Annotated in this window: 25 protein-coding genes and 1 pseudogene; 13 read left to right on the top strand and 13 right to left on the bottom strand. The window is 63.6% G+C overall.

The genetic code is table 11. From position 1 onward, the window contains the following. Positions 1–114: 114 nt before the first annotated feature. Together X760_RS69960 and X760_RS69955 are read right to left on the bottom strand one after the other, a co-directional pair. Positions 115–498 carry an SgcJ/EcaC family oxidoreductase gene (locus tag X760_RS69960; RefSeq protein WP_023722391.1) on the bottom strand — a complete coding sequence of 128 codons (384 nt, stop codon included), beginning with the start codon at positions 496–498 and terminating at the stop codon, positions 115–117. 160 nt (positions 499–658) lie between these two features. Continuing rightward, on the bottom strand, positions 659–1,408 hold the full coding sequence (locus X760_RS69955) for a glucose 1-dehydrogenase (protein ID WP_023722390.1): 750 nt from the start codon (positions 1,406–1,408) through the stop codon (positions 659–661). Between the two features lie 97 nt (positions 1,409–1,505). On the opposite strand from X760_RS69955, the gene X760_RS69950 reads away from it, so the two are divergent. Further along, on the top strand, positions 1,506–2,399 hold the full coding sequence (locus X760_RS69950; RefSeq protein WP_023722389.1) for a LysR family transcriptional regulator: 894 nt from the start codon (positions 1,506–1,508) through the stop codon (positions 2,397–2,399). A 72-nt stretch (positions 2,400–2,471) separates the two neighbouring features. Here X760_RS69950 and X760_RS69945 read toward each other — a convergent pair whose 3' ends face one another. Beyond that, positions 2,472–2,894 (bottom strand): VOC family protein, encoded by a 423-nt coding sequence (locus X760_RS69945; protein ID WP_023722388.1) that lies wholly within the window; start codon positions 2,892–2,894, stop codon positions 2,472–2,474. Between the two features lie 217 nt (positions 2,895–3,111). Between X760_RS69945 and X760_RS69940 the strand changes: the two genes are divergently transcribed. Then, positions 3,112–4,314 carry an MFS transporter gene (locus X760_RS69940; protein WP_023722387.1) on the top strand — a complete coding sequence of 401 codons (1,203 nt, stop codon included), beginning with the start codon at positions 3,112–3,114 and terminating at the stop codon, positions 4,312–4,314. 87 nt (positions 4,315–4,401) lie between these two features. Here X760_RS69940 and X760_RS69935 read toward each other — a convergent pair whose 3' ends face one another. Next, positions 4,402–5,304: a sigma-70 family RNA polymerase sigma factor gene (locus X760_RS69935; protein WP_023722386.1), complete on the bottom strand. Its 903-nt coding sequence runs from the start codon at positions 5,302–5,304 to the stop codon at positions 4,402–4,404. A gap of 206 nt (positions 5,305–5,510) precedes the next feature. Between X760_RS69935 and X760_RS69930 the strand changes: the two genes are divergently transcribed. Next, positions 5,511–6,917 (top strand): DHA2 family efflux MFS transporter permease subunit, encoded by a 1,407-nt coding sequence (locus X760_RS69930; RefSeq protein WP_031195093.1) that lies wholly within the window; start codon positions 5,511–5,513, stop codon positions 6,915–6,917. Between the two features lie 56 nt (positions 6,918–6,973). On the opposite strand, the gene X760_RS69925 is transcribed toward X760_RS69930, so the two are convergent. Then, positions 6,974–7,273 (bottom strand): hypothetical protein, encoded by a 300-nt coding sequence (locus tag X760_RS69925; protein ID WP_156948281.1) that lies wholly within the window; start codon positions 7,271–7,273, stop codon positions 6,974–6,976. A 205-nt stretch (positions 7,274–7,478) separates the two neighbouring features. Between X760_RS69925 and X760_RS69920 the strand changes: the two genes are divergently transcribed. From X760_RS69920 to X760_RS79235, 6 genes and pseudogenes are all read left to right on the top strand, one after another. Next, positions 7,479–8,672: an acyltransferase gene (locus tag X760_RS69920; protein WP_023722382.1), complete on the top strand. Its 1,194-nt coding sequence runs from the start codon at positions 7,479–7,481 to the stop codon at positions 8,670–8,672. Positions 8,673–8,675: 3 nt separating this feature from the next. Next, on the top strand, positions 8,676–9,779 hold the full coding sequence (locus X760_RS69915; protein WP_023722381.1) for a glycosyltransferase: 1,104 nt from the start codon (positions 8,676–8,678) through the stop codon (positions 9,777–9,779). A gap of 63 nt (positions 9,780–9,842) precedes the next feature. Continuing rightward, the gene (locus X760_RS69910) at positions 9,843–10,814 is read left to right on the top strand and encodes a glycosyltransferase family 2 protein (protein WP_031195092.1); all 972 of its coding nucleotides are present in this window, start codon (positions 9,843–9,845) and stop codon (positions 10,812–10,814) included. Between the two features lie 6 nt (positions 10,815–10,820). Continuing rightward, positions 10,821–12,608, top strand: coding sequence for an ABC transporter ATP-binding protein (locus X760_RS69905; RefSeq protein WP_031195091.1), 1,788 nt, complete (start codon positions 10,821–10,823; stop codon positions 12,606–12,608). Positions 12,609–13,693: 1,085 nt separating this feature from the next. After that, positions 13,694–13,912 carry a hypothetical protein gene (locus tag X760_RS0139905; RefSeq protein ID WP_051409764.1) on the top strand — a complete coding sequence of 73 codons (219 nt, stop codon included), beginning with the start codon at positions 13,694–13,696 and terminating at the stop codon, positions 13,910–13,912. 112 nt (positions 13,913–14,024) lie between these two features. Further along, a pseudogene (locus tag X760_RS79235) lies at positions 14,025–14,180 on the top strand (SOS response-associated peptidase); the annotation flags it as partial. Between the two features lie 479 nt (positions 14,181–14,659). Here X760_RS79235 and X760_RS69900 read toward each other — a convergent pair. The 8 genes from X760_RS69900 to X760_RS69865 all read right to left on the bottom strand — a co-directional run bounded on the left by X760_RS69900 (position 14,660) and on the right by X760_RS69865 (position 22,650). Further along, entirely contained in the window at positions 14,660–14,989 is a 330-nt protein-coding gene (locus X760_RS69900; protein WP_023722375.1) for a DUF2934 domain-containing protein, read from the bottom strand. A gap of 149 nt (positions 14,990–15,138) precedes the next feature. Next, positions 15,139–15,768 carry a BA14K family protein gene (locus X760_RS69895; RefSeq protein ID WP_023722374.1) on the bottom strand — a complete coding sequence of 210 codons (630 nt, stop codon included), beginning with the start codon at positions 15,766–15,768 and terminating at the stop codon, positions 15,139–15,141. Positions 15,769–15,942: 174 nt separating this feature from the next. After that, positions 15,943–16,704 (bottom strand): ABC transporter ATP-binding protein, encoded by a 762-nt coding sequence (locus tag X760_RS69890; protein WP_023722373.1) that lies wholly within the window; start codon positions 16,702–16,704, stop codon positions 15,943–15,945. A gap of 32 nt (positions 16,705–16,736) precedes the next feature. Next, a complete protein-coding gene (locus X760_RS69885) occupies positions 16,737–17,735 on the bottom strand; it encodes an ABC transporter substrate-binding protein (protein ID WP_023722372.1) in 999 nt (332 codons plus the stop codon). A 60-nt stretch (positions 17,736–17,795) separates the two neighbouring features. After that, positions 17,796–18,644 (bottom strand): ABC transporter permease, encoded by an 849-nt coding sequence (locus X760_RS69880; RefSeq protein ID WP_023722371.1) that lies wholly within the window; start codon positions 18,642–18,644, stop codon positions 17,796–17,798. 40 nt (positions 18,645–18,684) lie between these two features. Then, a complete protein-coding gene (locus X760_RS69875; protein WP_023722370.1) occupies positions 18,685–20,049 on the bottom strand; it encodes an LLM class flavin-dependent oxidoreductase in 1,365 nt (454 codons plus the stop codon). A 52-nt stretch (positions 20,050–20,101) separates the two neighbouring features. Continuing rightward, positions 20,102–20,659, bottom strand: coding sequence for an FMN reductase (gene msuE, locus X760_RS69870; RefSeq protein WP_023722369.1), 558 nt, complete (start codon positions 20,657–20,659; stop codon positions 20,102–20,104). Positions 20,660–21,357: 698 nt separating this feature from the next. Beyond that, entirely contained in the window at positions 21,358–22,650 is a 1,293-nt protein-coding gene (locus X760_RS69865) for an Nramp family divalent metal transporter (protein WP_023722368.1), read from the bottom strand. A gap of 236 nt (positions 22,651–22,886) precedes the next feature. Between X760_RS69865 and X760_RS69860 the strand changes: the two genes are divergently transcribed. From X760_RS69860 to X760_RS78455, 4 genes are all read left to right on the top strand, one after another. Next, positions 22,887–23,192, top strand: a complete 306-nt coding sequence (locus tag X760_RS69860; protein WP_023722367.1) for a hypothetical protein — start codon at positions 22,887–22,889, stop codon at positions 23,190–23,192. Positions 23,193–23,516: 324 nt separating this feature from the next. Beyond that, positions 23,517–24,995, top strand: coding sequence for an alpha/beta hydrolase (locus tag X760_RS78465; protein ID WP_245278751.1), 1,479 nt, complete (start codon positions 23,517–23,519; stop codon positions 24,993–24,995). 100 nt (positions 24,996–25,095) lie between these two features. After that, the gene (locus tag X760_RS78460) at positions 25,096–25,368 is read left to right on the top strand and encodes a hypothetical protein (protein ID WP_245278750.1); all 273 of its coding nucleotides are present in this window, start codon (positions 25,096–25,098) and stop codon (positions 25,366–25,368) included. Next, entirely contained in the window at positions 25,305–25,769 is a 465-nt protein-coding gene (locus X760_RS78455) for an adenylate/guanylate cyclase domain-containing protein (RefSeq protein ID WP_245278749.1), read from the top strand. The genes X760_RS78460 and X760_RS78455 overlap by 64 nt, the downstream gene beginning before the upstream one ends. Positions 25,770–25,877 lie beyond the last annotated feature (108 nt).

The following is a 25,877-nucleotide window of genomic DNA, read 5'->3' as shown; positions in this document are numbered from 1 at the left end:
ACCTGCAAAACTCGCCATAACCGCCATCATGAGAAAGCTCGTCGTTCTCGCTAACGCCCTCATCAGGGACGACCGGAAATGGTCGCCATCCCTTCCTTGACCAAGACGGATACTCTAGCCTTGCAGGGTCAGCAGGTTAGCGTCGCGCGCGAGCCGCCACTCACCATCTGGCTCCTTGCGCAGGAGCGTCAGCGCATATCCCGATCGATGGACCGGCTCGCCATTCGGCGGGGTCGCGGTCATGTCGATGCGGCTGCGGATGAAGGCCCAATTGCCGAGAAGCTGTAGTTCCACGATATCGCTCGTGCCGTCGATATGAACGCCGGCCGTCTCCTGCGCGGCCGCCGCGAAGATCTCCTTGTCGAAGGGTTCCCGGCCGGGAACCATGAAGATCGCATCGTCCGTCATCAAGCTGAGGACAGTCGCGATGTCTCCACGCTTACTCGCATCCATCCACGTCTCGACCAGCTTTCGGATTGCTGTTTCGTCGCCCGTCATCCGTTACCTCCCTGGCATCTCGCCGTCATCGATAGCGCACGGCGCTTCCCCCTCGCTGAAACATAGGGCTTAGATCGCTGTCGTCATCGATTGCGGTGGTCCTCGACGTCGCGCGGCGTGGGGCATGGTCCGTGAAACGGCAGGTCCGCGCCCTCCATGCCTATCGCCAGCCGCCCGAGGCGGTGATGCGCTCGCCGGTCAGCCATGACGCCTCGTCGGAGGCGAGGAACACCGCGACGCGGGCGACGTCATCGGGCAGGCCGAAGCGACCGAGCGGGGTCATGGCGATAATCTGCTTCTCGAATTCGCTGCCGACGATGCCGATGCGCGCGAGGCCTTCGGTATCGATGCCGCCGGGCGCGATCGCGTTGACGCGGATGTTGCGTGCGCCGAGCTCCCGCGACATCGACAGCGTGATCGTGTCCACCGCTCCCTTGGTGGCGGCGTAGACGAGCGAGTTCGGCTGCGGATTGCGGCTGGCAACCGAGCTTATGTTGATGATGCTGCCGCCGCCCGGGCCAAAATGGCTCACTGCTGCTTGCGTGGTCAGAATGATGCCCAACACATTGGTGTCGAACTCACGGTGGAACTCGGCCTCGGTAACCGCTTCCAGCGGCTCGAACGCGAAGACGCCGGCATTGTTGACCAGGATGTCGAGCCCGCCAAACTCCGATTTCGCCGCCTCGAACAGGCGGCGCACGTCGGCCGCTTGCGACACGTCGCCCTGGACGGTGACGGCGCGGCCGCCACGGTCCTCGATCTCGGCGACGACGCGGTCGGCGCCTTCCTGTGACGAGGCGTAGTTGACGACCACCGCGGCGCCGGCCGTGGCAAGACCCTTGGCGATGGCAGCGCCGATACCCTTGGAGGCGCCGGTGACGATGGCGACCTTGCCGTTCAGCTTGCTCATCAAATCTCTCCTTTGTCGATGATGAGCGGTATTTAATGATGATCAGAAATCGTATTAGGATCATCATGATCCATTCTTTCGTGCCTGGAATTCCGGAATGACCACCATCCTCGAAAAGACCGCCGGTCTCGTCGCCTTCGTCCGCACGGTCGATGCCGGCTCGTTCCATGCCGCCAGCCGGCTGGTCGGCTCCAGCCCATCGGCGGTGTCGAAAAGCGTGGCGCGGCTCGAGCGGCGGCTGGGCGTCAGGCTGATCAAGCGCTCGACGCGCCGGCTCGGGCTGACCAGTGAAGGCATCGCTTATTACGAGCGCGTGGCGCCGCTGCTCAGGGCGCTGGACGATGCCGAAGACATCGTCCAGCTGGCCGATACAGCGCGCGGCCTGCTGCGCGTCACAGCGCCGGTCGAACTCGGCCGCGGCCTGATCGCGGCATGGGCGCAGGCGTTCCTTTCGCGGCATGGCGCAGTCAAACTAGAGCTCAGCGTCACCGACCGCCACGCCGACCTGATCCGCGAAGGCTATGACGTTGCGGTGCGCATGGGGCAGCTCTCGGACACCGGGCTCATCGCGCGCAAGATCGCCAATCTGCCGATCGTGCTGGTGGCCTCACCGGCCTATGTCGAGCGGCGCGGCCGTCCGGCATCGGTCGAGGATTTACCGAACCACGAATTCGTCCGCTACCAGATGGCCGGCCGGCCCTATCCCGTCACTTTTGCCGACGGTACGATGATCGTGCCGGATGGGCGGCTCGATACCGATGATGGTGGTGCCATCCGCAATGCGGCACTTGCCGGCGCCGGCATCGCGCATCTGATGCGGTTTGCCGTGCAGGACGATCTCGACACGGGCCGCCTGGTCCGCATCCTGCCCGAGGTGGCGATGCCGACCATGCCGGTGTACATCGTCCATGCGTATGGGCGACAGCTACCCGTCCGGGCGCGGCTGTTCGTCGACTTCCTGGCGGGCCAGATGGCGGCGCTGATGCGATAGCGCAGCGCGGAATGACCTCCGCAGCCGATCCGACGCCGTCGCAAGCAAGATTCTTGCCCCATCACCCGATCTTCAGAACGCAATCTTCACTGACTCGGCGCTGCGGTTGGCCGGGCCGTGGTGGACGGCCTCGATATTGTTGCCGTCGGGATCGAGCAGGAAGGCGGCGTAGTAGCCGGGATGGTAGTGCTGCCGCTCGCCCGGTGCGCCATTGTCCGTGCCGCCGCCATCGAGGCCGGCCCTGTAGAATGCGTCGACCATGGCGCGGTCCTTTGCCTGGAAGGCAAGGTGGTGGCGCCCCGTCAGCTTTCCCTGGGCTGCCGGGCTGTCGGGGCTGGAGATGAACAGCTCGTCGGCCCAGAAATAATCCTCGGCGCTGCCGCCGATCGGAATATCGAGCACCTTGAAAACCGCCTCGTAAAAGCGCCGGCTGGCCTTGAGATCCCTGACCACCAACTGGATGTGGTCGATGAGACGGCCGCGATGAAGTTCCATACCCGATAGCTCCTTATCGCCAGGCTGGAAATCTAGCTCAGCACTGTGCACGGTCAATGCAATGGAGCAATTGAGCGGCGCAATTTCTTGACTGGATAAAAAATGCAACCGGATTGTCGGATTCAAAACGTCTCCAACGTCCTTCGGACGCAAGCGGCTCGGCGAAGCTCGAAAAGGTCGTGCCGTATCAACGCTTCCGGCATGGGAGAAAAGTGAAATGAGCCTTCCCTATCGTTGGGTTATCGTCGCGGCTGGCGCGCTGATGACCTGTGTCGCCCTCGGGGCGATGTTCTCGCTGGCGATCTTCCTCGAACCGATGGCGCTCGACACACAATGGTCGCGCGCCGGCATATCGAGTGCGATGACGCTGAACTTCCTGGTAATGGGCCTCGGCGGCTTCGCCTGGGGCGCCATTTACGACCGCTTCGGCGCTCGCATCGTCGTCATGACCGGCGCCGTATTGCTTGGCCTGGCGCTGGTCCTGGCCAGCCGCACCGGCTCGCTGCTCGTTTTCCAGCTGACCTATGGCGTGCTCGTCGGCCTCGCGGCAAGCGCCTTCTTCGCGCCGATGATCGCGCTGACCTCCGCCTGGTTCGACACGAACCGCAGCCTCGCGGTCTCGCTGGTCTCGGCCGGCATGGGCGTAGCGCCAATGACCATCTCGCCCTTCGCGCGCTGGCTGATTTCGGCCTATGACTGGCGCACGGCGATGTTCGATATCGGCATAACCGCGTGGGTGCTGCTACTGCCGGCCGCGCTTCTGGTGCGCCAGCCGCCCCAGCCCGCTGCCGACGGCGCTGCCCCAACCGTTGCCGCCGAGGGTGCCGGCATGACGGTTCCGCAGGCGCTGCGCTCGCCGCAATTCATCGTGTTGGGACTGACCTTCTTTGCCTGCTGCGCAGCGCATTCGGGGCCGATCTTCCATATGGTGAGCTATGCGATGCTGTGCGGCATAGCGCCGATGGCGGCGGTCAGCATCTACAGCATCGAGGGCCTGGCAGGGCTGGGTGGCCGGCTGCTTTACGGCGTGCTTGCCGATCGGCTGGGCGTCAAGCCGGTGCTGATCACCGGGCTGGCCATACAGGCGGTGGTCATCGCCGCCTATCTGGCGGTCAGCGAGCTTGGTCAATTCTACACGCTCGCCGTCATCTTCGGCGCCACCTATGGCGGTGTCATGCCGCTCTATGCGGTGCTGGCGCGCGAATATTTCGGCCAGCGCATCCTCGGCACGGTGTTCGGTGCCGTAACCATGCTGTCCAGCCTCGGCATGGCTTTCGGCCCGCTCGCCGGCGGCATGGTGTTCGATGCCTATGCCAGCTATTCCTGGCTGTTCATCGGCTCGGCCCTTGTCGGGCTTGGCGCGATGGCGATTGCGATCGCCTTCCCGCCGCTGCCGCGCCGGGAGTTGCAACCGGCTTAAAGCCGGATCAGCAGAAAAGGGCGGCCGCTTGGATGGCAAGCGGCCGCGATCTGGCAGTGCTTGTTCGGCATTATGAAAAGCGAATTGCTATGCTCGCAGAGGCACCACCTCGGCGCTATCAAGCGTGTAGCGCGCATAGCGGAAATCGCGAATTCTCGCCAATCTGTCGCCCGTCCATTCCAGCAGGATAAAGTATCTTGGCCCTCCGGCCGAGTCATCCGGATCGATGACAAGTATGGCTGGGTGCCGATCCACCAGGCCTGGAAGCAGCCGCCAATCGTGGATACCCGCGTAATTGTGGAAGTACCGGCCCACTTTCGTGCGGCCGCTCGCCCGGAGCCGGTTGACGAGGTCAAGCCGCACGTCCTCGGCCAGCATGTCGCGGATCGTATCGAAGTCGCGGGCGTTGAACCGCTCCACATAGGCTGCCAGACGCGCCCGCTCGGGCTCGGCCAACACCGGCACAGGCCGATCGTTAGGCTCGCCGGCGACTTCGCGCAGGCGCAGACGGCCGCGATGCAGTGCGGCTTTCACCGCCGGAACGCTGCTGTCGATAATGTTGCCGATCTCTTCGATCGTATAGCCGAGCACATCCATGAGGATGACGCTGCTACGCTGCGCCGCGGGGAGGCGCATGAAGGTCTGCAGGCTTGCGGCTGCAGTGTGTCGACCCTCGGCCGACATGCCGGGGTCAGGTATCATGTCGATATCCTCGATGGCATGCGCGGCATCCACCCTGGCGCGACGGCGCAGGTGGTCGAGCGCTGCATTGTGCGCGATGCGGAACAGCCAGCCCTCGACATTGGCTATCGGTCCGGTCCCTGGGAACGCCTCGAGCGCCTTGACCGTAGCTTCCTGGACGACATCCTCGGCATCGATCACCGAACCGGTCATGCGGGCACAATAGCGGTGCAGTTTCGGCCGCAATTCGCCGAGCAGCCGGTCAAATGGCTCCCGTCCTTCTGGCGTGCCGGATGCGGATCCGGTCATCGCACAAGGATCGATTTCATTGCGTGTCTCCCAGGGCAGGCGCGCCCGCCATCAGGCGCAGCGTCTTATAGACGCTCGACGATGGCAAAAGGATTCGGTCGAAAAAACTTTCTTTAGCTGGAATCCTTTGGTGGTGCCTCCGCGTCTCTGGATCATGGGACCGCGAGACTGGCGGGCCCTCTGTTCAAGCCGGAGGCGCCATAATCATGAGCAAGCAAAGTGCGGGATCAACGAAGGTCTGGGTTCTCGCCCTCACGTCGATAGGCTCCTTGATGGTCGTTCTCGATGCGATGGTCGTGGCGACCGCATTGAGCACGATGCGGGTCGAACTCGATGCCTCGCTGGAGACGCTGCAATGGACGATGAACGCCTATAATTTGAGCTTTGCCGTCCTGCTCATGACCGGGGCTGCGCTCGGTGACCGGTTCGGTCGCCGCCGTACGCTCGTTGCCGGATTGGCGTTGTTCGTCGCAGCGTCGGTTGCCTGCGCGCTCGCTGGAAATGCCGGATTGCTGATTGCGGCCCGTGCGGTTCAGGGCGCGGGTGCTGCAATGGTCATGCCGCTGGCCATGGCGCTGCTGAGCGTCGCTTTTCCCCCGGAGGAACGAGGCAAGGCGCTGGGTATCTTCAGCAGCATCACCGGCCTGGCCCTGATCATCGGTCCGATGGCGGGCGGTGCGATCTCCGAAGGCCTCTCCTGGCACTGGATCTTCTGGCTCAATGTTCCGGTCGGCATCGTTCTCATCCCGCTGGTGCTGCGTCGGATTCCGGAGAGTCACGGGCCGGGCACGGCTATCGATGTCCTCGGCGTCGTGCTGGTGACTGCGGCGGCATTTGGAGTGGTCTGGGGTCTGATGCGCGGCAACATCGTCGGCTGGAGCAGCTCTGAAGTGCTGTCGGCGCTGACGGCCGGGCTGGTTCTGGCCATCGCATTCGTCCTTTGGCAGCTGCGTACCCGTGAGCCCATGCTGCCTTTGCGGTTCTTTCAGGCGCGCGCATTCTCCTCGGGCGTAGGGGCGAACTTCCTGCTCTGCGCCGCCATGTACGGCCTCGTATTCCTGCTGCCGCAGTTTCTGCAGTTTGCCCAGAGCCGTGGGCCGCTCGGGGCCGGCATGGGATTGCTGCCCTGGACCGCCACGCTTTTCGTGGTCGCACCGATCGCCGGCAGCCTGATCAACCGCGTCGGCGAGCGCTGGCTTGTCGTGGCCGGATTGATCCTGCAAGCGGCTGGAATGGCCTGGCTGGCGCAGATCGCAGCACCTGATCTGCCCTACATCCAGCTAGTCGCGCCCCTGATCATTACCGGTGCCGGCGTGTCGATGGCCATGCCTGCCGCGCAGAATGCGGTCCTCAATGCGGTCGCGCGGCCGGAGGTCGGCAAGGCTGCCGGCACGTTCAATACATTCCGCTTTCTGGGCGGCGTATCCGGGATCGCGATCGCCGGTGCGGTGTTCGCCGGCACTGGAAGCTTCTCGTCCACCGACGCGTTCAGCGATGGCTTCACCGCGGCAATCGACGTCTCCGCGCTGCTCTCGCTCGCCGGCGCGCTCGTCGGAATGGGGCTTCCGGAGCGTCGCACAGTGGCGCTCGCGAATGCCGGCAAGGAGGCGTAATTGTCGCTCGGAGGCGGGAAGCTCGCGCGAAGCGGGTCCCCGCTTCAAAACGCCTTCTACTGCCCGGCGGATGCGAGGGTGCCGCTCGCCATGAGGCCCCACAACTGGTCGGCGCTCAAGTGCCTGGCGGATCCGTCATAGGCCACGCGTCCGAGGCTGAGAACCACGATCCTGTCGGCCAGCGCCCGCACCGTGGCGAGATCGTGTGTGACGAGGCTGACGCCAGTGCCGCTGGCGGCGATCGAACGGATCAGCTTCACGCGTTCCGTGATGGCGGCGAACATGCTGCATCGCAGCACCCTGCCGCCGATATCGGCGGGCCAAGGCAGCGCGCGAAAATCGTCAAAAATGGACAATTCGGGCTGGTTCCCGCTGTTTTTTGGCTTTTATTAGCCGCGCCTCACGTTCCTGTTTCAAATATGTCAACTTTTTGTGTTGCGTTGCACAATGGTGGCGCCTTATCCTGCGTGAGGGGAGCGCTTCCGATTGGAAATGCGCCGTGAACGACGCCGCTATGTTGACCGATTGGCAATTTCGCCGTCCCGCCGGCGCACGCCGCTAATGGGAAATGCGCGCGACACCCAATTGGACGCGCTGAGGGCCATCGCCGTGACGATGGTGCTGTACGCACACTTCTTCGCGGCCGGAGGATCCTCGTTCTGGGGCCATATCGGCGTACGTCTGTTCTTCGTGCTGAGCGGCTTTCTGATTACCCGCCTGCTGCTCGAAGCCCGCTCGGCCGCCGAATTCGAAACCGGACCGGCGCTGAGATCCTTCTATATCAGGCGGGCGCTGCGGATATTCCCGCCCTATTTCGCCGTGCTGGGTTTCGTCTGGCTTACGGACATGGAGCAGTCGAGAGGATCGCTGGCCTGGCACGCGCTCTATCTGTCGAATTTCTGGTACGCAGCGCAGAATGAATGGACGCCCTGGCTGCTCTGCCATTTCTGGAGCCTGAGCATCGAGGAGCAGTTCTATATCGCCTGGCCGTTGATCGTGCTGCTGGCGCCGCGCCGGCGCCTCGAAGCGATCTGTATCGCCGTTATCGGGCTGTCGCTGGCCTACCGGTTTTATTGGCCGATCGCGGGAACACCCGGTTTGTCGCGCGACCTGCTGCCGCCGGCGTCGATGGACGCGCTGGCGTCAGGGGCGCTGCTTGCCGCTTACCGGTCAAGATCCGCTGGCCTGCCGCAATGGCTTCGAGCTGGCTGGCCGTGGCTCGCCGTGGCGTTTTTCGTTCTGCAGTGGTTTGCGCCGGCGCCGGCAAATCCGCTGCAGGAATGGGGCCTCTGGCTGCTGTTGCAGATCCTGCCTCTCGTGCCGCTGGTGGTCATCGTTGCAAGCTGTTCGACAGGCGTTGGTGGCTATATCGGAAAAGGTCTCGAACTGCCGCCGCTGCTTGGCCTTGGCCGCATCAGCTACGGCGTTTATCTCTACCATCCGATAGTGCTGTCGCTCGTCGTCAAATCGCAGCCCTGGATTCCGCTCAACGTCTCGGAACAAGGGCCGGGACGGTTCCTGGTGGCGGGAACGGTGACGCTCATGCTGGCGTCGGTTTCATGGCTGCTTTTCGAGAAGCCGCTCAACAGCCTAAAGCGCCACTTCCCCTATGTTACCCGGAGAGGCCGAGCCGGCTTCCCGACAGGCATCGATACGACCAACAGCGGTTGGCTCGCGGCAGGAGCATATCCGAGCAGGCCGCTTGATGGCGCATCGCGCTTGCCACGCAAGTTGCAACGAAGCGGTCGGGGCTGACCAATGGCTGCTCCCTTAGTCTCCGTTCTGCTGCCGACCTACAATGCGGGACCTTATCTTGCCGCTGCGCTGGGTAGCATCCTGCGCCAGGATTACGATCGTCTGGAGGTCATCGCCATCGATGATGGCTCGACCGACAACTCACTGCAGATCCTACAGAAATACCGCCAGGCCGACAATCGCATCTCGATCATCTCACGCGAAAACCGTGGCCTGATTGCAACTTTGAACGAAGGCCTGGCCATGGCCCGCGGCGATCTGGTCGCCAGGATGGACGCCGACGATGTCGCCTATCCCCGGCGCCTGTCGCGACAGGTCGCGCTGTTCAACCAGCAGCCTGACCTCGCGCTGTGCGGCGCGGGTTTCGACACCTTGCTCGGCAACCGCATCGTCAGGGGTTCGCCCGATCCGATATTCCAGGACAATAGCCTGCGCATCTTGTCGATGTTCTTCACGATCTGCATGCATTCCACGGTCGTCTACAACAGGAAGGTCATCGAAGAGAGCGTTCTATTTTATAACGAAAGGTACAAGCACGCCGAAGACTTCGACCTGTTCAGGCGGCTGACCGACCGCTACCCGGCGGCCATGATCCCCGAAAGCCTGATCGCCTATCGTATCCATGACGACAGCGTGACCAACAGGCACAAGCGCGAAATGCGCAGGACGCATTTGAAGATCGTCGCCGAGAACCTCGAGCGCGAGGGGCTCGCGGAAGAGACGCAAGACCTCCGCGACATCGGTGAGGTCCTGTCGATGGGCACGGTTCGCCGTGCCGCCGAGTGGATCCTTGCGCTGGAAGAAAGGATTGCCGCGCTGCCGGCCGAGGCGAGGCCGAGCTACCAGGCCGGCACGCTGAACCTGTTCTACTTCCTCTATCAGCTCATATCGGGAGAAAGACAGCCGTTGCTGATGCACGAATTCCTGACGCGGACCGCGAAATGGAAGCTCATCCGGCGCCGCGAGCAGTACGTGTTTCGCACCGGTGCCTTCGCGCCGCGCTTCAGTCTCGCCTCGATGTCGGTCACCAGGCAGGTGGATGCCTTGTCGCGGTATCTGCAATCCGTGCCGGCCGCGGCGGTTTTGCCTTCGAACCAGTTGAGCTAGCAACGCATGTTCGTCAAATCGCACCAGCTCCAGCAGCGCGGCCACTCGACGGTGCCGGCGGCCATGTCGCCGCGGCCGCAGCATGGACCGGCGCCGGCGGTCAGCTTCATCGTCTGCACACGCGACCGCGTCGCCGTGCTCGAGCCCTGTATCAGGTCGATCCAGGCCGCGTGTCGTGCCCATGCCGACTTTGCCGCCGAGCTGGTGGTTGTCGACAACGGCTCGACCGACAGCACCGCCAAACGGCTGGCCAGCATCGCCGAACTGTCGGACATCCCGTTCACCGCTATTCGCGAACCACGACCTGGACTGGCGGCCGCGCGCAACGCCGGGCTGGAGCGGGCGCGGGGCCGCGTGCTCGTCTTCGTCGACGACGATTGCGCAGTCCACAAGGATTATCTGCACGATCTGCAACGGCACTATTCGGCCGGCGAACGGGTCATCCGTGGTGGCCGCGTCGAGATCGGCGATCCCCGCGACCTGCCGTTCACCATCAAGCGGTCGCCGGTGCGCGCGCGGCTTACGCCGGATGTCCATCCCGGTGGCTTCGTGCTTGGCTGCAACATGACGATGCACCGTGATGTTGCAGCCCGCATCGGCCGTTTCGACGAACGCTTCGGCGCCGGCGGCCCGCTGCGCTCGGCCGAGGATACGGACTATCTCGTGCGGGCGGTGCTGCTTGGGATTCCGGTCGAATATGTGCCCGACATGACGATTTACCACCATCATGGTCGGCGCGATCGCAAGGCCATAGAAAAGCTGCACCGCGACTACAGCATGGGCAATGGCGGGCTTTGCCTGAAACATATCCGGCACGCGCCGTGGCTGCTTCGCCATTTCTACTGGTCCATGAGGGCGGCCTTGCGCGAACTGAGGAAAGGCCCTCTGTTCGACCGTGAACTCAAGCTGTCGCACTGGCCGATCATCGGCATGAACTTGCTCGGCGCGGCCAAGTTCGCGGTGCTTTCGCTGGTGAAATCGCCGCAGCCGGCGCAAATGCGACAGGAGCAACAGGCAAATGCCGAGGCGAGGTGATCCGCAATCATGCGATTGATGCCGCCCAGCCTGCCGATGCTGCGCCGCGCGCTCGGGCAAAAGCAGTTGCGCCTGCTTCCGGCCGTGGTGGTGCTCGGGCTGCTCAGTGCGGCGCTTGAGGGGTTCGGCATCGGCCTGATCATCCCGTTGCTGAACATAATCATGGGGCAGGGGCAGACCGGCATGGCTGGCTTTTCCGCCGTCTTCCAGCATGTCGGATCCAGCCTGAGCGAGCGCGACCGGCTGATCGTCATATCCGTCGCCATCCTCGGCTCGATCGTGCTCAAGAACCTGTTCGCCTACGCCAATACGCTGCTGACCACCTTCATCTACGGCAAGGCAAGCCATTCGATCCGCAGCGCGCTGTCGGAGCAGCTGCTGCGGGTGGGCTACCCGTTCTTCCTGCAGCAAAGCCCTGGACGGCTGCTCAACATCATCTCCAACGAATCCTGGCGGGCCTCGGATGCCATCCAGATCACGCTGGGGGCAATCGTCAACGCATCGGCCGCGATCATCCTGCTGACCTTCCTGCTGCTCCTGTCGTGGCAGATGACGCTGCTGGTCACGCTGGGCCTGGCGCTGGTGCAGGTCGCGCACGCCATGCTGTCGGCCAATCTGAAGGCGCCGAGCCGCAGCGTCGCCTCCCGCAACAGCCAGCTCGCATCACAGATGCTGCATCTGGTGCATGCCGGACGGCTGATCCGCATCTTCGGCCAGGAGCAACGCGAGAAGGCGGCATTCGACCAGGCATCGGATGCAGTGCGCCGGGCGGCGTTCGTGCTTTTGACGCGTCAGGGAGCGTTGCCGCCGCTGACCGAGGTTCTGCACGCCATGCTGTTCCTGGCGGTGGTGATCGGCGCCTGGTTCGCCAATGTCAGCTTCCCGCTGATCGTCGCCTTCGTCATCCTGCTCTACAGGCTGCAGCCCTACATGCGGTCGCTGCAAATGGCCTGGAGCCAGTTGCAGGGCCTGAGCGGATCGCTTGAAGAGGTGACGTGGATGCTGGACCCATCCGGTAAGCCCGAGCCGCCGCAAGGTGACGCGGCGTTCCCCGGGCTCAGCCAAGGCATCAAGTTCGAGGACGTCACCTTTACCTATTCTGGTTCGGAACAGCGCGCGGTGGTGCTGCATGCGGCGAATTTCGACATCCGCAGCGGCCGCTCGACCGCGCTGATCGGCCGCTCTGGCGCCGGCAAGACGACGATCGTCAATCTCCTGTGCCGCTTCGTCGAACCGGATAGCGGCAGGATCCTCGTCGATGGATCGCCTCTGGACCGCATCGACCCCAGCCAATGGCGAAAGCACATCGCGCTCGCCAGCCAGGAGCTGGAGCTGGTCGACGGCACGATTTTCGACAACATCATCTACGGCCAGGACGCCGCCTCGGCCGACGACGCCGAGCGCGCGGCAAAACTGGCCGAAGCGCATGGCTTCATCGAGCAACTGCCGCAAGGCTACAGGACCGTCGTCGGCTACCGCGGCGTTAACCTTTCAGCCGGACAGCGGCAGCGGATCGCGCTGGCCAGAGCCCTGGTGCGCGATCCCGATATCCTCATCCTCGACGAAGCCACCAATGCAGTGGACGGGCTGTCGGAAGCAGCAATCGTCGAGACGCTCAAGTCGCGCGCCGGCCGTCGCACCACCATCGTCATCAGCCATCACCGCAGCACCATCTCGTTCTGCGACGACGTCGTCATCCTGAGCCACGGCCGCGTGAAAAAGCAGGCGCCGTTCGCCGCGCTGGCGACGCTCAGCATGGATGAGCTTTACCAGCACGAGGTGCTGGAGGGCTGAGGGCGACCCCCGCTGCGTGCGCGCGCTGGGAGGTCGTCTCGGATGTCAAGCCAGGTCAAGCATCTCAGAGCGAGGAGCCCTCCGCCATGCCTCTCTGCAGAATTTCTGGGATGATGAGTGATCCCGAGCTTACCCGCTTTCGATCTGGAGCGTACAGAACCAAGGGTCCGCCTGCCAAATCCATCAATGGCAGGCGGACCCTAATCAGCGCATGAAGGGACTGATTCTGCGCCGATCTCTCCTCGAGGAGGTGACGCCATCAACTGAAGACGGCCGCAGTTGTTCCCGACGCCGGCCGTACACGAGACCATTGCGCAGGCAGGTCAGACTTAGGTCCTATAAACGCGCATCGCTGGCTGTGAGTGAACATCGGATCGGCTCGGCGGTAGCGAAGCTTCGGCCGGAGGTCGACGCAGTCATTGGTTCCGGGGGCATGACCGGCTCGGCGCTGATCATGGGCGGCGATCGATCCCGCACGACTGCTGCGGAGGGGTGCTTGCATTCCTGCGGAATACGCATCCACCGGCGCCAAGTGAAGTTCTCCAAGCGGTACGGGCTCAGCGGTCGTCAAGCTGTTGCTAATATGCAGCACAGGCAGCGCTCTATGAACAGCGTCGCTTGGAACCGCTACCTCCGACCAACCGTTAGTGTCACAATGACGAACCAAAAAGTGAGGCTGACGATGGACCCGCTGCAAAACAACACGTTGGAGATCTGGTGTCTTGCGGCTGTTCCGCTGTCACTGCTCCTTACGGTGTTATTAGCCGGATTTATTCTTTAGCTGACCCAACGAGGCCGGCTTTGCGGACCGGGCCAGGAAGATGAAAATGACGGCCATTAGGCAGGGTAGGGGTCGCGGACACCCCGTGGCACCAGGCCGTGGCTGCCTTTTCCAACGTGCCCCCATAATCGGCTCTTTCGAGCGGTCCGGCTCGCGGCGATTGCTCGCGGCGCCGTGGCGAGGGCGAGCATCCGAGCTCGTACGTTTTTTACACAATCTCTGATTGGTGGACTCGCCCGACGCCATCGACGTTAATTTTGCGTTAGCGACAGGAGGGGGGAAGATCGCTAACGGGAGGAAGAAAATGAAAGAAAACTACGATCTGACGATCGACTACGACGACGTGCCTTACGACAACAAGCCTTACGATCTAGCCACATTCGCAAGGAAGCACGGGCTCAACATTCGAGCCGCCGAGCTTCTTCTTTTCGCCAAGGGCCCGTCTCGAGCGGCCTGCGATGCCGCGGCGAGGGCTTTTCTGGCGGCAGTCGCCGCACAAGCTATGAGACAATCGGCGCGGTAGGTCTCACACAGCCATTGCTGACACGGCCTGCCGTGTCAGCAACCTAACGGACAGCGCTGGAAATTCCGGGCCGTTTCCAACAAGATGCGTGAGCATCCGGGAGCGGCCTGAAATGTGCAATCTCTACAACATCACGACCAGCCAGGAGGCCATCCGCCAGTGGACCCGCGCCTTCCGCGACATCCTCGGCAATCTCGAACCCTCCATCGACATCTATCCCAACCAGCCCGGCCCGGTGGTGCGCAACGCGCCGGACGGCGAACGCGAATTCAATTCGCCCTTGACATTTTTGTTCCCGTTTTGTTCAATTTGGCCAGAAACTAGTGGAGGCATCGCCCACATTGCAAGCGAACGCTTCGTCACTGAAAGGTTTATGCCGCTTGTGCGAGGTGCATCAGGTACGGTTCTGAACAATTTGCATACCGTGCTAAAATCCGCGGGCGACCGCGATGGGCGTCGTTACCTGCTTCTGGACGCACCATGTTCTCGTAAACTGTCCGGCGCAGAGATGCGTGGCCGCCGTCTTCGCAGGCTCAGGTTCCGTCAGGCATCCGGCGCGGCTGCCTGGCAAGCGACAACACGCCCAACGCCGCCTCAATGCTTCTTGAAATACTGCACCTCACGTTCGTGCTTCTCCGCAGCCTCGCGGCTGTCAAACGTCCCGAGATTGCGGCGCTTGCCGGTCTTTTCGTCCTTCTTGCGCGAATAGAGGCGGTATTTTCCGTCTTTGAGTTTTCTGATCATCTGTCACTCCCCGAGCCGCTGCTTCCCCTTGAGGTTGCGCGCGGCTTGTTCGATCGCCGCCCGGTCGTTGCCCAGCCTGTCGATCAGCTCCTGTGCCTGTTCGCCCGATATGCCGGTGCGCACCGCCAGGGCCTCCACCGTCAAGACGTCGGAACTCGCGAACTCGCGGGTTTCCGGCAGGGCATCGCCTGCCGTCAGCGGCAGGGCTGCCTCCCTGTCGATCTCGGCCTCAGCCCGGTGCCAGTGCCGCTCGGGATCGCCATGGATCCCGCCTTCGCGTTCCCAGATCTGGTATGCGCGCTCACGAATCTTGTCGTCCCGTTCGTCGCCCATCTTAATTCCTCCTTTGCCTGTCGGATGAACGCCGCGCCGATCCGAACGATCCAAAAAAATTTGCGTGATCGTTGGTTAGCCGCTCGAGGGTGGGATCGCACAAGACACCATGCCCTTCGGTCCGCTAGCCCGCCATCCGGCGCGCCAGCCTACTCGCACTGCCGACGTGGCCCGCCGGAATACGGTTGATAGCTGTTGTCCTCCGGCCGGTACGAGCGGTAGCGGCTGAAGCAGTATTGGACGTGGTCGGATGAGAACTCGGCGCCGCCGGGTTCATCCGGTGGCGGGTAGCCCTCCACTGACGACGTATCGCTCGCCTCGACGTAGCTGCCGTCATCGGCGGCGTCGAGATAGGGCGATATGCAGGGGCGCTGTTGGCCGCTGTAGGATGTGTAGCGGTTGTCGCCTGGCCTGTAGGAGCGGTAGCGGCTGGCGCACCATTCGACATGGGCGGCGGGCAGCGTCTGCTGCTCTTCCACCGCCGGCTTGATGGAGCCGGTGGTGTCGGGTGTCGAAGCTGCGGCGGTGTCGGCGGGTTTCGAGCTGCGATCAACTTCCGAGGTGCGAACGGGAACCGGGCGGGCCGGGAGGCGCTCGAGGCGCTGCGAGGCCGGGTTTACCGGGCGCGGATCCTTGGCCCACAGTTCGGCGACGCTGGAGACCGGGGCGGGCGGCCGCACCGGCTTGGCTATCAATAGCCAGGTGGCGAATGCGAGGCCGCTGGCGAATACGGCGAGCGTCAGGACGAAGCCGCCAAAGATTGCGAACAAAGCTTTCATGCCGCGCTCCTTCGCCTCCCGGTTAAGGAAATGCGGGGGCGGGGAATCCGGTTCCAGGAAAGAGCGCGGGGGGAGAGGATTTCAAAAAAGGAAGACCCCTCTCCGTCTCGGCATCGCCGAGCCACCTCTCCCCGCTTTGCGGGGCGAGGAACCCAAGATCGCGTAGGGGGCCTTTCAGTGCAGGCCGAATTCGCGCAGCAGTTCTTCGCGGTAGCGTACGAAGCGGCTTTCGCTGCGCTCGCGCGGGCGGGGCAGGTCGATGTCGATCAGCCGCGCCGCGCCGCCTTTCTCCTTGGGCAGGATCAGCACCCTGTCGGCCAGGTAGATCGCTTCCTCGAGGTCGTGCGTCACCATCACCATGGTGACGTTCTCCTCGCTCCAAATGCGCGCCAGTTCCTCCTGCATGCCGATCTTGGTCATCGCGTCAAGCGCGCCCAGCGGCTCGTCGAGCAGCAGGATTTCGGGCTGCACGGTCAAGGCGCGGGCGATGCCGACGCGCTGCGCCATGCCGCCCGACAGCTGCCTCGGGAAAGCATCGCCGAATTCGGCGAGGCCGACGAGCGCGATATAGAAGCGCGCCCGTTCCTCGGCCTCGGCCTTCGGCACGCCGCGCACTTCGAGGCCGAAGGCGACATTGCCGAGCACGGTCAGCCAGGGCAGCAGGCGCGGTTCCTGGAAGATCACCGCGCGCTCGGCGCCGACGCCGTGCACCGGCTTGCCGTCGATGGCGACGCCGCCGCTGTCGGCGGCCTCCAGCCCGGCAAGAATGCGCAGCAGCGTGGTCTTGCCAGATCCGCTGGCGCCGACGATGACCAGGCATTCGCCCGAGCGGATGTCGAGGTTGAGGGTCCTCAGCACGGCAAGCGAGCGCCCGCCGATGCTGAACGATTTGGACAGGTCGCGTATGCTGACCTCACCGCCGCTTGTGCTGCTCATCGCGCTCGTCTCCCAGCTGCCGGTTGGCCTTGTCAGTTGGTCTTGGTTTCGCCGGGCCGGTAGAGGATGTCTGTTGCCTTCAGCTTACCCTTTGGCAGGCGACCGTCGCGCTCGAGCACGCTGACCCAGAAGTCGATGTCGCGGTCCGTCGCCTTGGCCCCCTGGCGCAGCCCGAAGCCGGTCCAGTAGCGCGCCAGCTCGCCGTTTTCGCCGCGCTTGTCGAGGATTGTCGCGAGCACCTTGCGCGCTTCGTCGGGGTTCTGCAGCGACCAGTCGGAGGCGCGCGCCGATTGCTCGACGAAATTGCGGGCGGCGTCGGGATGCGCGGCGATGAAGTCGCGCCTGAGCACGACGAAGCCGCCGGCCAGTTCGCCCAGCACGTCGGTGTCGTTGAACACGCCACGCACGCCGCCATTGTCGACCAGCGCGCCGGCAAAGGTCGCCTGCCAGTAGCCGAGCGCCGCGATGTCGACCTGGCGGGAGCGCAAGGTCTGTTCGAGTTGCGGTCCGGGCACGACGACGAGATTGGCGGCGTCCGGCGACAGGCCGACGCTGTGCAGCGCCTCGCGCACGGTGTAGTCGAGATGGGCGCCGAGCGTGTTGACGGCGATTGTCTTGCCGGCAATGTCGGCGATCGATTTGATCGGGCTGTCGTCGAGCACGTAGAAGACGCTTCGCACCTTGCCGTTGATGCCGTTGCTCGGATAGGCGGCGACGAAGTCGTTGCCGCCGGAGATCGAATTGATCACGGCGGCGGTTGCGGCCGAGCCGATATCGACGCTCCCGGAGGCCAGCGCAAACAGCGATTCCGGGCCGCCGCCGGAATAGCCGACATTCTCGACCTCGATACCGAGGCCTTTGAAATAGCCGAGCTCGCCGGCAAGCTCATGCGGAGAGATGCTGCCGCGGCTGGCGAGGGAGCGGAACTTGACGGGTGCCGCTTCGGCAAAGGCGAGGCGCGGCAGGCCGGCGGCGAGAAGGCCGGCGGCAAAGGGCGCGCCGGCAAGCAGGGAACGGCGAGTGATTTTCATGGTCCGGTCTTCCTTGGTTCTGGCCTGGCTTGGCCTGGTTGGGAGATGGCGAAGGGGTGGTCAGTCGACGGCATTGCTCCAGCGGCAGAGCCGCCGCTGCAGGCTGACCAGCGCCTGGTTGGCGATCAGGCCGAGGCCGGCGAGGATGACGATTGCCGCAAACATTAGCGGGATCTGGAAATTGTACTGCGCGTTCATCACCTGGAAGCCGATGCCCTTATTGGCGCCGATCATTTCGGAGGCGATCAACAGCAGCAGCGCCGTGGTGGCGCTGAGCCTCAGCCCAACGAAGATCGAGGGCACGGCACCGGGCAGCACGACGCGGCGGAAGACGGTGAGCTGCCTGGCGCCATAGACGCGGGCCATCTCCAGCAGTTTCGGATCGACCTGCTTGACGCCGCCGATGGTGTTGAGCAGCAGCGGGAACAGCGTCGCCCAGAAGATGACGAACACCTTGGAGGCTTCGCCGAGCCCAAGCAGCAGGATGAATACGGGATAGAGCGCCAGCGCCGAGGTCTGGCGGAAGACCTGCAGGATGGGATCGAGCGCGGTCTCGACCGCGCGCACCTGGCCCATGAACAGGCCAAGCGGGATGGCGACCAGCACGGCGGCCGCGAAGGCGAGACCGGCGCGCTGCAGGCTGATGGCGATGTCACCGAGCAGAGTGCCGCCGGCCAACCCCTTCCAAAGTGCCGCGACAATCATGTCGATCGGCGGCAGCACGGCCGTGTTGACCCACCCGGCGCTGCTCGACACTTGCCAGATTGCGAGGAAAGCGATGAGGGCGCCGTAGCGCGACAGGAAGCGGATGCCTGCCCGGCCGCCGAGGCGCAGGAAGTCCGTGCCCAGGCTTGTCGTGCCGTCACGCGTGCCGAGGCTGGCGGCCTGTTCGATGTGCTGCAAGGTCATCGTCTTGCCTCTCGCTTCGAGGGTAGTGGGCTTCTCGGGATTATTCGGCGGCCAGCACGGCCGAGCGGGCGGCGGTCCACGGGTTTTCAGGCCGCCTGAGGCCGAGGTTCTCGCGCAGCGTCCTGCCTTCATAGGCGGTGCGGAACAGGCCGCGGCGCTGCAGTTCGGGGATCACCAGCTCGACGAAGTCGTCGAGCCCGCCGGGCAGCCAGGGCGGCAGGATGTTGAAGCCGTCGGCGGCTTCGTTGCCGAACCATTCCTCCAACTGGTCGGCGACCTGCACTGCGCTGCCGATGACGGTGTAATGGCCGCGGGCCGTCGCGACCCATTGGTAGAGCTGGCGGATGGTGAAGTTGTGCTCGTCGGCAATCTGGCGGATCAGCGCCTGGCGGCTCTTCATGCCTTCGGTTTCCTTGCTCGGCGGCAGCGGGCCGTCGAGCGGATAGCCCCTGATGTCGAGCGTCTGGCCTGCCAGCCCGTTGAGCAGGGCGACGCCGTCTTCGGGCAGGATGAGATCGTTCAGCTGCTGGTATTTGGCGCGCGCTTCTTCTTCGGTACGGCCGACGAAGGGTGCTACGCCGGGCATGATCAGCACCTGCTCGGGATCGCGGCCGACGGCCGCCACGCGGGCCTTGATGTCGCGGTAGAATTCCTGCGCCGACGCCAGGTTCTGATGGGCGGTGAAGATGACTTCCGCCGAGTGGGCGGCGAGCTTGCGGCCGTCCTCCGATTGCCCCGCCTGCACCACCACCGGGTGCCCCTGCACAGGGCGCGGCACGTTGAGCGGACCCTTGACGCTGAAATGCGCGCCCTTGTGGTCGATGTCGTGGAGCTTGTCCTTGTCGTAGAAGCGCCCCGATTTCTTGTCGCGGATGAAGGCATCGTCCTCCCAGCTGTCCCACAGCGCCTTGACCGTCTCGACATGCTCATGCGCGCGGGTATAGCGCTCGGCGTGGGCAGGCTGGGTATCACGATTGAAATTGCGCGCGGTTTCGTCGCCGGCCGAGGTGACGACGTTCCAGCCGGCGCGGCCATTCGACAGATGATCGAGCGAGGCGAATTTGCGGGCGAGCGTGTAGGGCTCCTCGTAGGTGGTCGAGGCGGTGGCGATGAAGCCGAGATGCGTGGTGAGCGGCGCCAGCGCTGCAAACAGCGTCACTGGCTCGAAGCCGGCGATCTTGGCATTGCCGCCTTCGCGGGCGCCGAGCCCGACCGTCAGATTGTCGGCGAGGAAATAGGCGTCGAACAGGCCGCGCTCGGCGGTCAGGGCAAGCTGCTTGTGGAACTCGAAATTGGTGGCGCCGTCGGCTGGCGCCTCGGGATGGCGCCAGGCGGCGATATGCTGTCCGCCGCCGGGCAGGAAAGCGCCCAGTTTGATTTGCCTGGATTTGCTGGATCTGGTCATCGCGGCGTGCTCCTGGATTGGTCGGGGAAGGGATCTCGGGTCAGTGGTGCGTTCAGGCGGCAAGGCCGACGCGATAGGGCACTCCGGTTACCCGGCATGCCTCGGCGACCGCCTGCCGGGCGCGGGCATGGATCGCGTCCGACACCAGCACGCCATTGGCAAAATCCTTGTCGGAGGCGTAGATCGCGGTCGGCACAGTCAGCGCCTCGAAGAAGCCGAACAGCGGCCGCAGCTGGTGCTCGACGATCAGCGAATGGCGTTCGCCCCCGCCGGTCGCGGCGAGGATGACGGGCTTGCCCCTCAGCGATGACGGGTCGAGCAGGTCGAAGAAGTGCTTGAAAAGCCCGGTATAACTGCCTTTGAAAGTGGGCGAGCCGGCCACCAGGATGTCGGCGCCCAGCAGCCGTTCGACGATGTTGCGCGCCGCCGGGTCGAGGTCGCCGAGGCGCCTTGCCTGCGGCAGGGACGCGCCGAGATCCTCGATGTCGAAGACGGCCGAGGCTGCGCCGATGCTTTCGGCGGCCTGCCCGACAATGTGGCTGACGAACGCCTTGGTCTTCGATGGCCGGGTCAAGTTGCCCGACAGCCCCACCACGAGCTTTTTCGACATTCCTAGCTCCCTCTCAAGCGCTCTATTTTAAGATCTTGGGTCTAGCGATCTATTTTAAGTCTAGACATTTTGTAGAATTAAAAGAGCGAGAAAATTTCAAAAGCAGGGCGATGAGCGAACTGAGTTTGCTGCACATCGCCCGCAATTGGTTCATTCAACGCGCCGTACCGCGCTGAAAGATCGCTGCAGCGCCTGCAGCCGCGATAGCGTAGCGCGTCGGACAGAGCGCATGAACAGCCGGCCGGACATATCAGGCAAGTCGCCCTCGGGCGCTCCGGCGCGACGTCGGGGAACCATGTCCTGATGCCACGATCCTGGATGGCCTAGCGGCCCTCGGAGAGGACGCGGCGCGGGCACAGGCCAAGGTGCTGGCGTGGGGTCCGCGGCATGTGGTGAGTCAGGCCAATTTGATTCAAATCCGGCTGTGGATATTTGCTTTTGGGTAAATCGAGGCGGTCATCTTGCCGGCCGGCGGGCAACAAGGAGAAGCCTATGACAAGCGACTTTGCCGCCGCACACCTCCNGAGACGAGCCGCACGGCTCGTGCGGCTCTGGATCTCCTGATCGATGCAATTGTCGCGGCACAATACAAGCGGCCCACGGGCGACGTTGTGGAATTTCCAAGACCGGCAAAGTTGGGACAATCCGCAAGCGGGAACGGGTAATCCAACCGGCGGCATCCCTTTGCTTCCGCCTGATCACATGAACCAGGTTGCCACCAGGCCGATCGTCGCCGAGAAAATAGCGGCGGTCGTTGCCCAACCGAGTATGTTGGTGCTGCGGCTGTTCACCTGGTCGCCCATGATCCTGCGGTTGTTCGTCATCAGCATGATGAGCAGCAGCAAGGGCGGCGTCGAGAAGCCTTGAACGATGCCGGACCAGACCAGCGCCTTCATCGGATTGAAGCCAAGGAAGTTGAGGCCGGCGGCGATCGCGGTAAAAAATCCGATGGCGAGATAAAATTTGGGCGCCTCTCGAGCCCGGGCGTGCAGGCTGTTTTTCCAGCCGATGGCTTGCGCCACATCATAGGCAGCGCCGGTGGTCATGACAGGAACCGCGAGGAAACCGACGCCAATCACGCCTGCGGCGAACAGAACGCTTGCGGCCTGGCCGGCGAGCGGCCGCAGCGCCTCCGCCGCCTGCGCGGCCGTGTCGATATCGTGGTGGCCCGCCTTGTAGAGCGTAGCACCCGTCGACAGGATGATGAAATACATGATGAGATTTGAAAACATCATGCCGATGAGGATGTCCCGGCGAGAGCGACGGAGTTCGCTGTCGGTGGCGCCCTTCCTTTCCCTGAGCGTTGTCCGCCCCTGGGCAATCTCCTCCTCGACCTCCTCATTGGACTGCCACGTGTAGAGATAGGCGGACAGCGTCGTGCCGATGATGGCGACCAGGATCGACAGGAACTCACGGTTGAATTCGATCCTGGGGAGCAGCGTCCCGCGCAGCACCGCCGCGGCGTCCGGCTTGGCCAGAATGGCGGCACCGACATAGGCGAGCAGCGCCAGCGCCAGCCAGCGAAAGATGTTGCGGATCAAAGTATAGGAGCCGAAGACCTGGAGGGCGAAGATGAGGGCGGCGACGAACAGCACGATCAGCGGAATGGGAAGCGGCACGAATATGTTGATCGCCGCGGCCATTCCACCGAGATCCGCCGCTGCCTCGATGGTGTTGCCGACGAGCACACCCAAAAGCACCGACCAGAGCAGCCACCGCGGGTAAAAGTCCTTGATGACGTGGAACAATCCGCGCCCCGATACCTGGCCGAGCTTCGACGACAGGTAGACGACCGCGTACATCATCGGCAACGTCACCGGAGCCGTCCAAAGCAGGTCGGGTCCGAAACGGGCGCCGGCGCTGGCATAGGTGCCTATCGCGGAACAATCGTCGTCGGCCGCCCCTGTTATCAGGCCGAGGCCGAGCGCGCGGCCTATGCCGCCTTTACCCTCCTCCGGTGGGGTGGAACGATCGGAACCGGCCTGCCTCATTGCGATCGGACCGGGTTGGGAACGAAGGGCGCGGCCTGCCATGCAACAATGCTAACGATCGGTCGGCGCGCTGGTCTCATTTTGCTTCCTTCAACAACTTGCCCAAACCCGGCGCGCCATGACTTGTTCCTCGACGACGGGGCAGGGATTTTGCCTCAGGCAAAAAAGTTCGGGTTGACCGCTTCCGAACGCGAAGCGACTATCCGCGCGAGGCGAAGATCGCAGGAGGAAGTGCAATGGACGAGCCCGATCAGTGGCGCCACATGTCGAGCGCGCCAAGGGACGGCAGCAGAATCCTTGTCACGGTTCGGCCTTCCGAACAGGGGCCGGCCGAGGTCGACATGGCTTACTGGGCCCGCGCCGATCAGTTCGGCAGCGAAGGCTGGCGCGCTTCCGATTCGTCTCCAGGACGCATCGTCGAATATGCCGAACCCGAACTGAAGTGCTGGATGCCGCTGCCGTCGGCCAATCTCAGCAAAGGCTCAATGCCGAGCCCGTGGGAAGGCGAAGATGTGCCGCTGGTGGATGGCTCGGGGATATGAAAGGGCCGAATGCCCAGGACCTCCAAGAGCCGATATCCACGGCCACCCGCATTCGCCAAAAGTGCGCGCAAGCTGACCGCGGCGGTCCGGAAATCGAACCCCTGGATCATTGACGCCCGGCGGGCCCGCTGGTTCTCAAGATAGCGCGCGAGCGCAATGTCGTGGCGCAGTGGCCCGCCGCGCGGCTGCGGGTCCTGCCTTGAATCATCATGCCAGATGGGCCATTCCGTCGGGGGTAGCACAGCGTCCTCCTGAGATACCAGTCTCCCGACACTTGTCTTCCCTGCGTCGTGAGAAACGCGGTGGAGCCAGCGTGAAGGATTCGTGAAAAACACCAGGCCGGGCGAAATGACGGTTGAAATAGAGGCAAGTACAGGAAAGGATCGCAAAGAAGCTGTGGCTGTGGCGGATCCGATGGCGCACCCTCATCTCTGTCTGTTAGGCGGCTTTGACTTTGCCGGAGGAGCGGTGGCCCCGGTTTTCAGCCGCAAGGCTCGCGCCATGCTGGCTTATCTCGCCCTGCAATCCGGACACTCCCAATCGCGCGAGAAGCTCGCCGCGCTTTTGTGGGGCGGCAACAGCCAAACCCAGGCCCGAATGAACCTTCGACAGGCCCTATCCGCCATAAGGAAAGGAATGGGCGCATCCGATGGCGAAAGGTTTCTGAGCGACGGCGACAGCATTACGCTCAATCTCGACGATCTTGATTTCGACGTCGCGCGGTTCGAGTCGCTGGCCGCCGGCTCCGACCCGGAGCAACTCGAGCAGGCGCTCGTCGTCTATCGTGGCGACCTCCTGGACGGGTTCGGCCTGAAGGAGGAGCCGTTCGAAGATTGGCTCAGAGTGGAGCGCGAGCGATTGACGGCAATCGCAACCATCGTGCTGGAGAAGCTCGTCGCGCACTATTCGGCAACGAATGATCTTCCATCATGCCTGCGGGCGGCGGTGCGCCTGCTGGCTTTGGAGCCCTTACGGGAGGATATCCACCGAGCCCTGATGCGGACCTATGCCGCCCAGGGCCGCTTTAACCTCGCGCTGAAACAGTATGAGCGCTGCCGTGATGTGCTGCAACTGCAGCTCCGCTTGCAGCCCGAGCCGGAGACCCGGCAACTCTATGATGACCTGCGGACGCGCCGCGTGACGCCGCAAGCCGCTACCCGGATAGCCGCCTCGGTGTCGCCTTCCCAGACACCGCCAACGTCGGCAGCCCGAACAGGTGAGCGGCCGGCGTCCCGGGCCGAGCCGATGCGCCCCGCGACCCACTATGTCAAATCGGCCGGAATCAACATCGCCTATCAGGTAACCGGCGACGGGCCGGTCGACCTGATCTATGTGCCTGGGTGGGTCTCCAACCTCGACCTTGCCTGGTCATCGCCGCGGCTGGCGCATATGCTCCAGCGTCTCGGTTCCTTTGCCCGCCTGATCCGTATGGACAAGCGAGGCACCGGACTGTCCGATCGCAATGTTGGTTTGCCAACGCTGGAAGAGCGGATGGAAGACATGCGAGCGGTGTTGGATGCGGTCGGATCAAAGCGAACGGTTCTGTTCGGCAGCTCCGAAGGGGGGCCTATGTGCATGCTTTTCGCGGCGACCTATCCCGAACGAACAGCGGCTGTCGTGCTCAACGGAACCTATGCCAGCGGCCGATGGTCGCCGGATTATCCATGGGCAAGGACAAGCGAGCAGGTAGAAGAAGATCTGACCGCCGTCGAGAGACAGTGGGGGGAGCCGGCGGACATGAGCAACGCCGCACCCAGCCTGATGAACGACAGTTTCGAGAGAGAATGGTTCCGCGTATCTTAGGAATTCAGCCTCACCTGCCGACGCGGTCGCGCTCTGGCGCTGGGGCACTGAAATCGATGTTCGCGCCCTTCTCCCAACCGTTCACGTCCCGACACTGATCGTGCAGACGGCGGGCGACCGCTGGGTAAAACCGGAAGAGGGGCGCTACCTGGCAACGCATATCGAAGGCGCCAGATACATTGAGCTTGCCGGCCGTGATCACGTAATCTGGGGGGAGAATTCCGATCGTTTGGTCGACGAGATCCAGGCTTTTGTCACCGGCTCGCTGCCGGCAACGTCGAGCGAGCGCGTGCTTGTGACGTGCTGCACATGGAAATCGTCGGGTTGCCGCCGGCTCCCGTCAACGCTGGCGACCGGGCGCGGCGCGATCTGATGCAGCGACACGACGACGAGATACGCAACGAATTGCATCTTGCTAACGGTCAAGAAATCAGCCGCACCGGAAACGGGTTTCTCGCGGTATTTCTGCGACCAACGCGGGCGATCCAATGTGCAATCGCGGTCCGTCGTCGAATGAAGAGGTTAGACCTTCAGGTTCGCGCGGCAGTCCATATTGGCGAATGCGAAAGGCGCGGAGACGACTTCACCGGTGTTGCAATTCAACTGGCATCACATCTGCTCGACGTTGCCGGACCGGGCGAGATCATCGCGTCGCGCACGGTTCGTGATCTCGCGGCCGGTTCCGGCCTGGCTTTTGAAGAGCATGGCGAGATGGAGCTTGTAGGTGTTCCCGGCAGCCTGCAGCTTTTTTCCGTCAGTGAACCGGCTGCCTGAGGTCCCGCTGGGTTGGGATATGAGCCGGAGAGTTCAATAGGCCGGCGGGACAGCGCCCCCCCCTCTGTCCTGCCGGACATCTCCCCACAAGGGGGGAGATCGGCAGCT

The organism is Mesorhizobium sp. LSHC420B00 (assembly GCF_000503055.1).
Taxonomy (GTDB): domain Bacteria; phylum Pseudomonadota; class Alphaproteobacteria; order Rhizobiales; family Rhizobiaceae; genus Mesorhizobium.
The sequence above is the reverse complement of the archived record's forward strand: the minus strand, read 5'-3'. Positions and strand labels throughout refer to the sequence as shown.

Bases quoted from the DNA above. Each gene is read 5' to 3' on its own strand.
- X760_RS69960 (WP_023722391.1), bottom strand. From the start codon at position 498: ATGACGGGCGACGAAACAGCAATCCGAAAGCTGGTCGAGACGTGGATG.
- X760_RS69955 (WP_023722390.1), bottom strand. From the start codon at position 1,408: ATGAGCAAGCTGAACGGCAAGGTCGCCATCGTCACCGGCGCCTCCAAG.
- X760_RS69950 (WP_023722389.1), top strand. From the start codon at position 1,506: ATGACCACCATCCTCGAAAAGACCGCCGGTCTCGTCGCCTTCGTCCGC.
- X760_RS69945 (WP_023722388.1), bottom strand. From the start codon at position 2,894: ATGGAACTTCATCGCGGCCGTCTCATCGACCACATCCAGTTGGTGGTC.
- X760_RS69940 (WP_023722387.1), top strand. From the start codon at position 3,112: ATGAGCCTTCCCTATCGTTGGGTTATCGTCGCGGCTGGCGCGCTGATG.
- X760_RS69935 (WP_023722386.1), bottom strand. From the start codon at position 5,304: ATGACCGGATCCGCATCCGGCACGCCAGAAGGACGGGAGCCATTTGAC.
- X760_RS69930 (WP_031195093.1), top strand. From the start codon at position 5,511: ATGAGCAAGCAAAGTGCGGGATCAACGAAGGTCTGGGTTCTCGCCCTC.
- X760_RS69920 (WP_023722382.1), top strand. From the start codon at position 7,479: ATGGGAAATGCGCGCGACACCCAATTGGACGCGCTGAGGGCCATCGCC.
- X760_RS69915 (WP_023722381.1), top strand. From the start codon at position 8,676: ATGGCTGCTCCCTTAGTCTCCGTTCTGCTGCCGACCTACAATGCGGGA.
- X760_RS69910 (WP_031195092.1), top strand. From the start codon at position 9,843: ATGTCGCCGCGGCCGCAGCATGGACCGGCGCCGGCGGTCAGCTTCATC.
- X760_RS0139905 (WP_051409764.1), top strand. From the start codon at position 13,694: ATGAAAGAAAACTACGATCTGACGATCGACTACGACGACGTGCCTTAC.
- X760_RS69900 (WP_023722375.1), bottom strand. From the start codon at position 14,989: ATGGGCGACGAACGGGACGACAAGATTCGTGAGCGCGCATACCAGATC.
- X760_RS69895 (WP_023722374.1), bottom strand. From the start codon at position 15,768: ATGAAAGCTTTGTTCGCAATCTTTGGCGGCTTCGTCCTGACGCTCGCC.
- X760_RS69890 (WP_023722373.1), bottom strand. From the start codon at position 16,704: ATGAGCAGCACAAGCGGCGGTGAGGTCAGCATACGCGACCTGTCCAAA.
- X760_RS69885 (WP_023722372.1), bottom strand. From the start codon at position 17,735: ATGAAAATCACTCGCCGTTCCCTGCTTGCCGGCGCGCCCTTTGCCGCC.
- X760_RS69880 (WP_023722371.1), bottom strand. From the start codon at position 18,644: ATGACCTTGCAGCACATCGAACAGGCCGCCAGCCTCGGCACGCGTGAC.
- X760_RS69875 (WP_023722370.1), bottom strand. From the start codon at position 20,049: ATGACCAGATCCAGCAAATCCAGGCAAATCAAACTGGGCGCTTTCCTG.
- msuE (WP_023722369.1), bottom strand. From the start codon at position 20,659: ATGTCGAAAAAGCTCGTGGTGGGGCTGTCGGGCAACTTGACCCGGCCA.
- X760_RS69865 (WP_023722368.1), bottom strand. From the start codon at position 22,650: ATGAGGCAGGCCGGTTCCGATCGTTCCACCCCACCGGAGGAGGGTAAA.
- X760_RS69860 (WP_023722367.1), top strand. From the start codon at position 22,887: ATGGACGAGCCCGATCAGTGGCGCCACATGTCGAGCGCGCCAAGGGAC.
- X760_RS78455 (WP_245278749.1), top strand. From the start codon at position 25,305: ATGGAAATCGTCGGGTTGCCGCCGGCTCCCGTCAACGCTGGCGACCGG.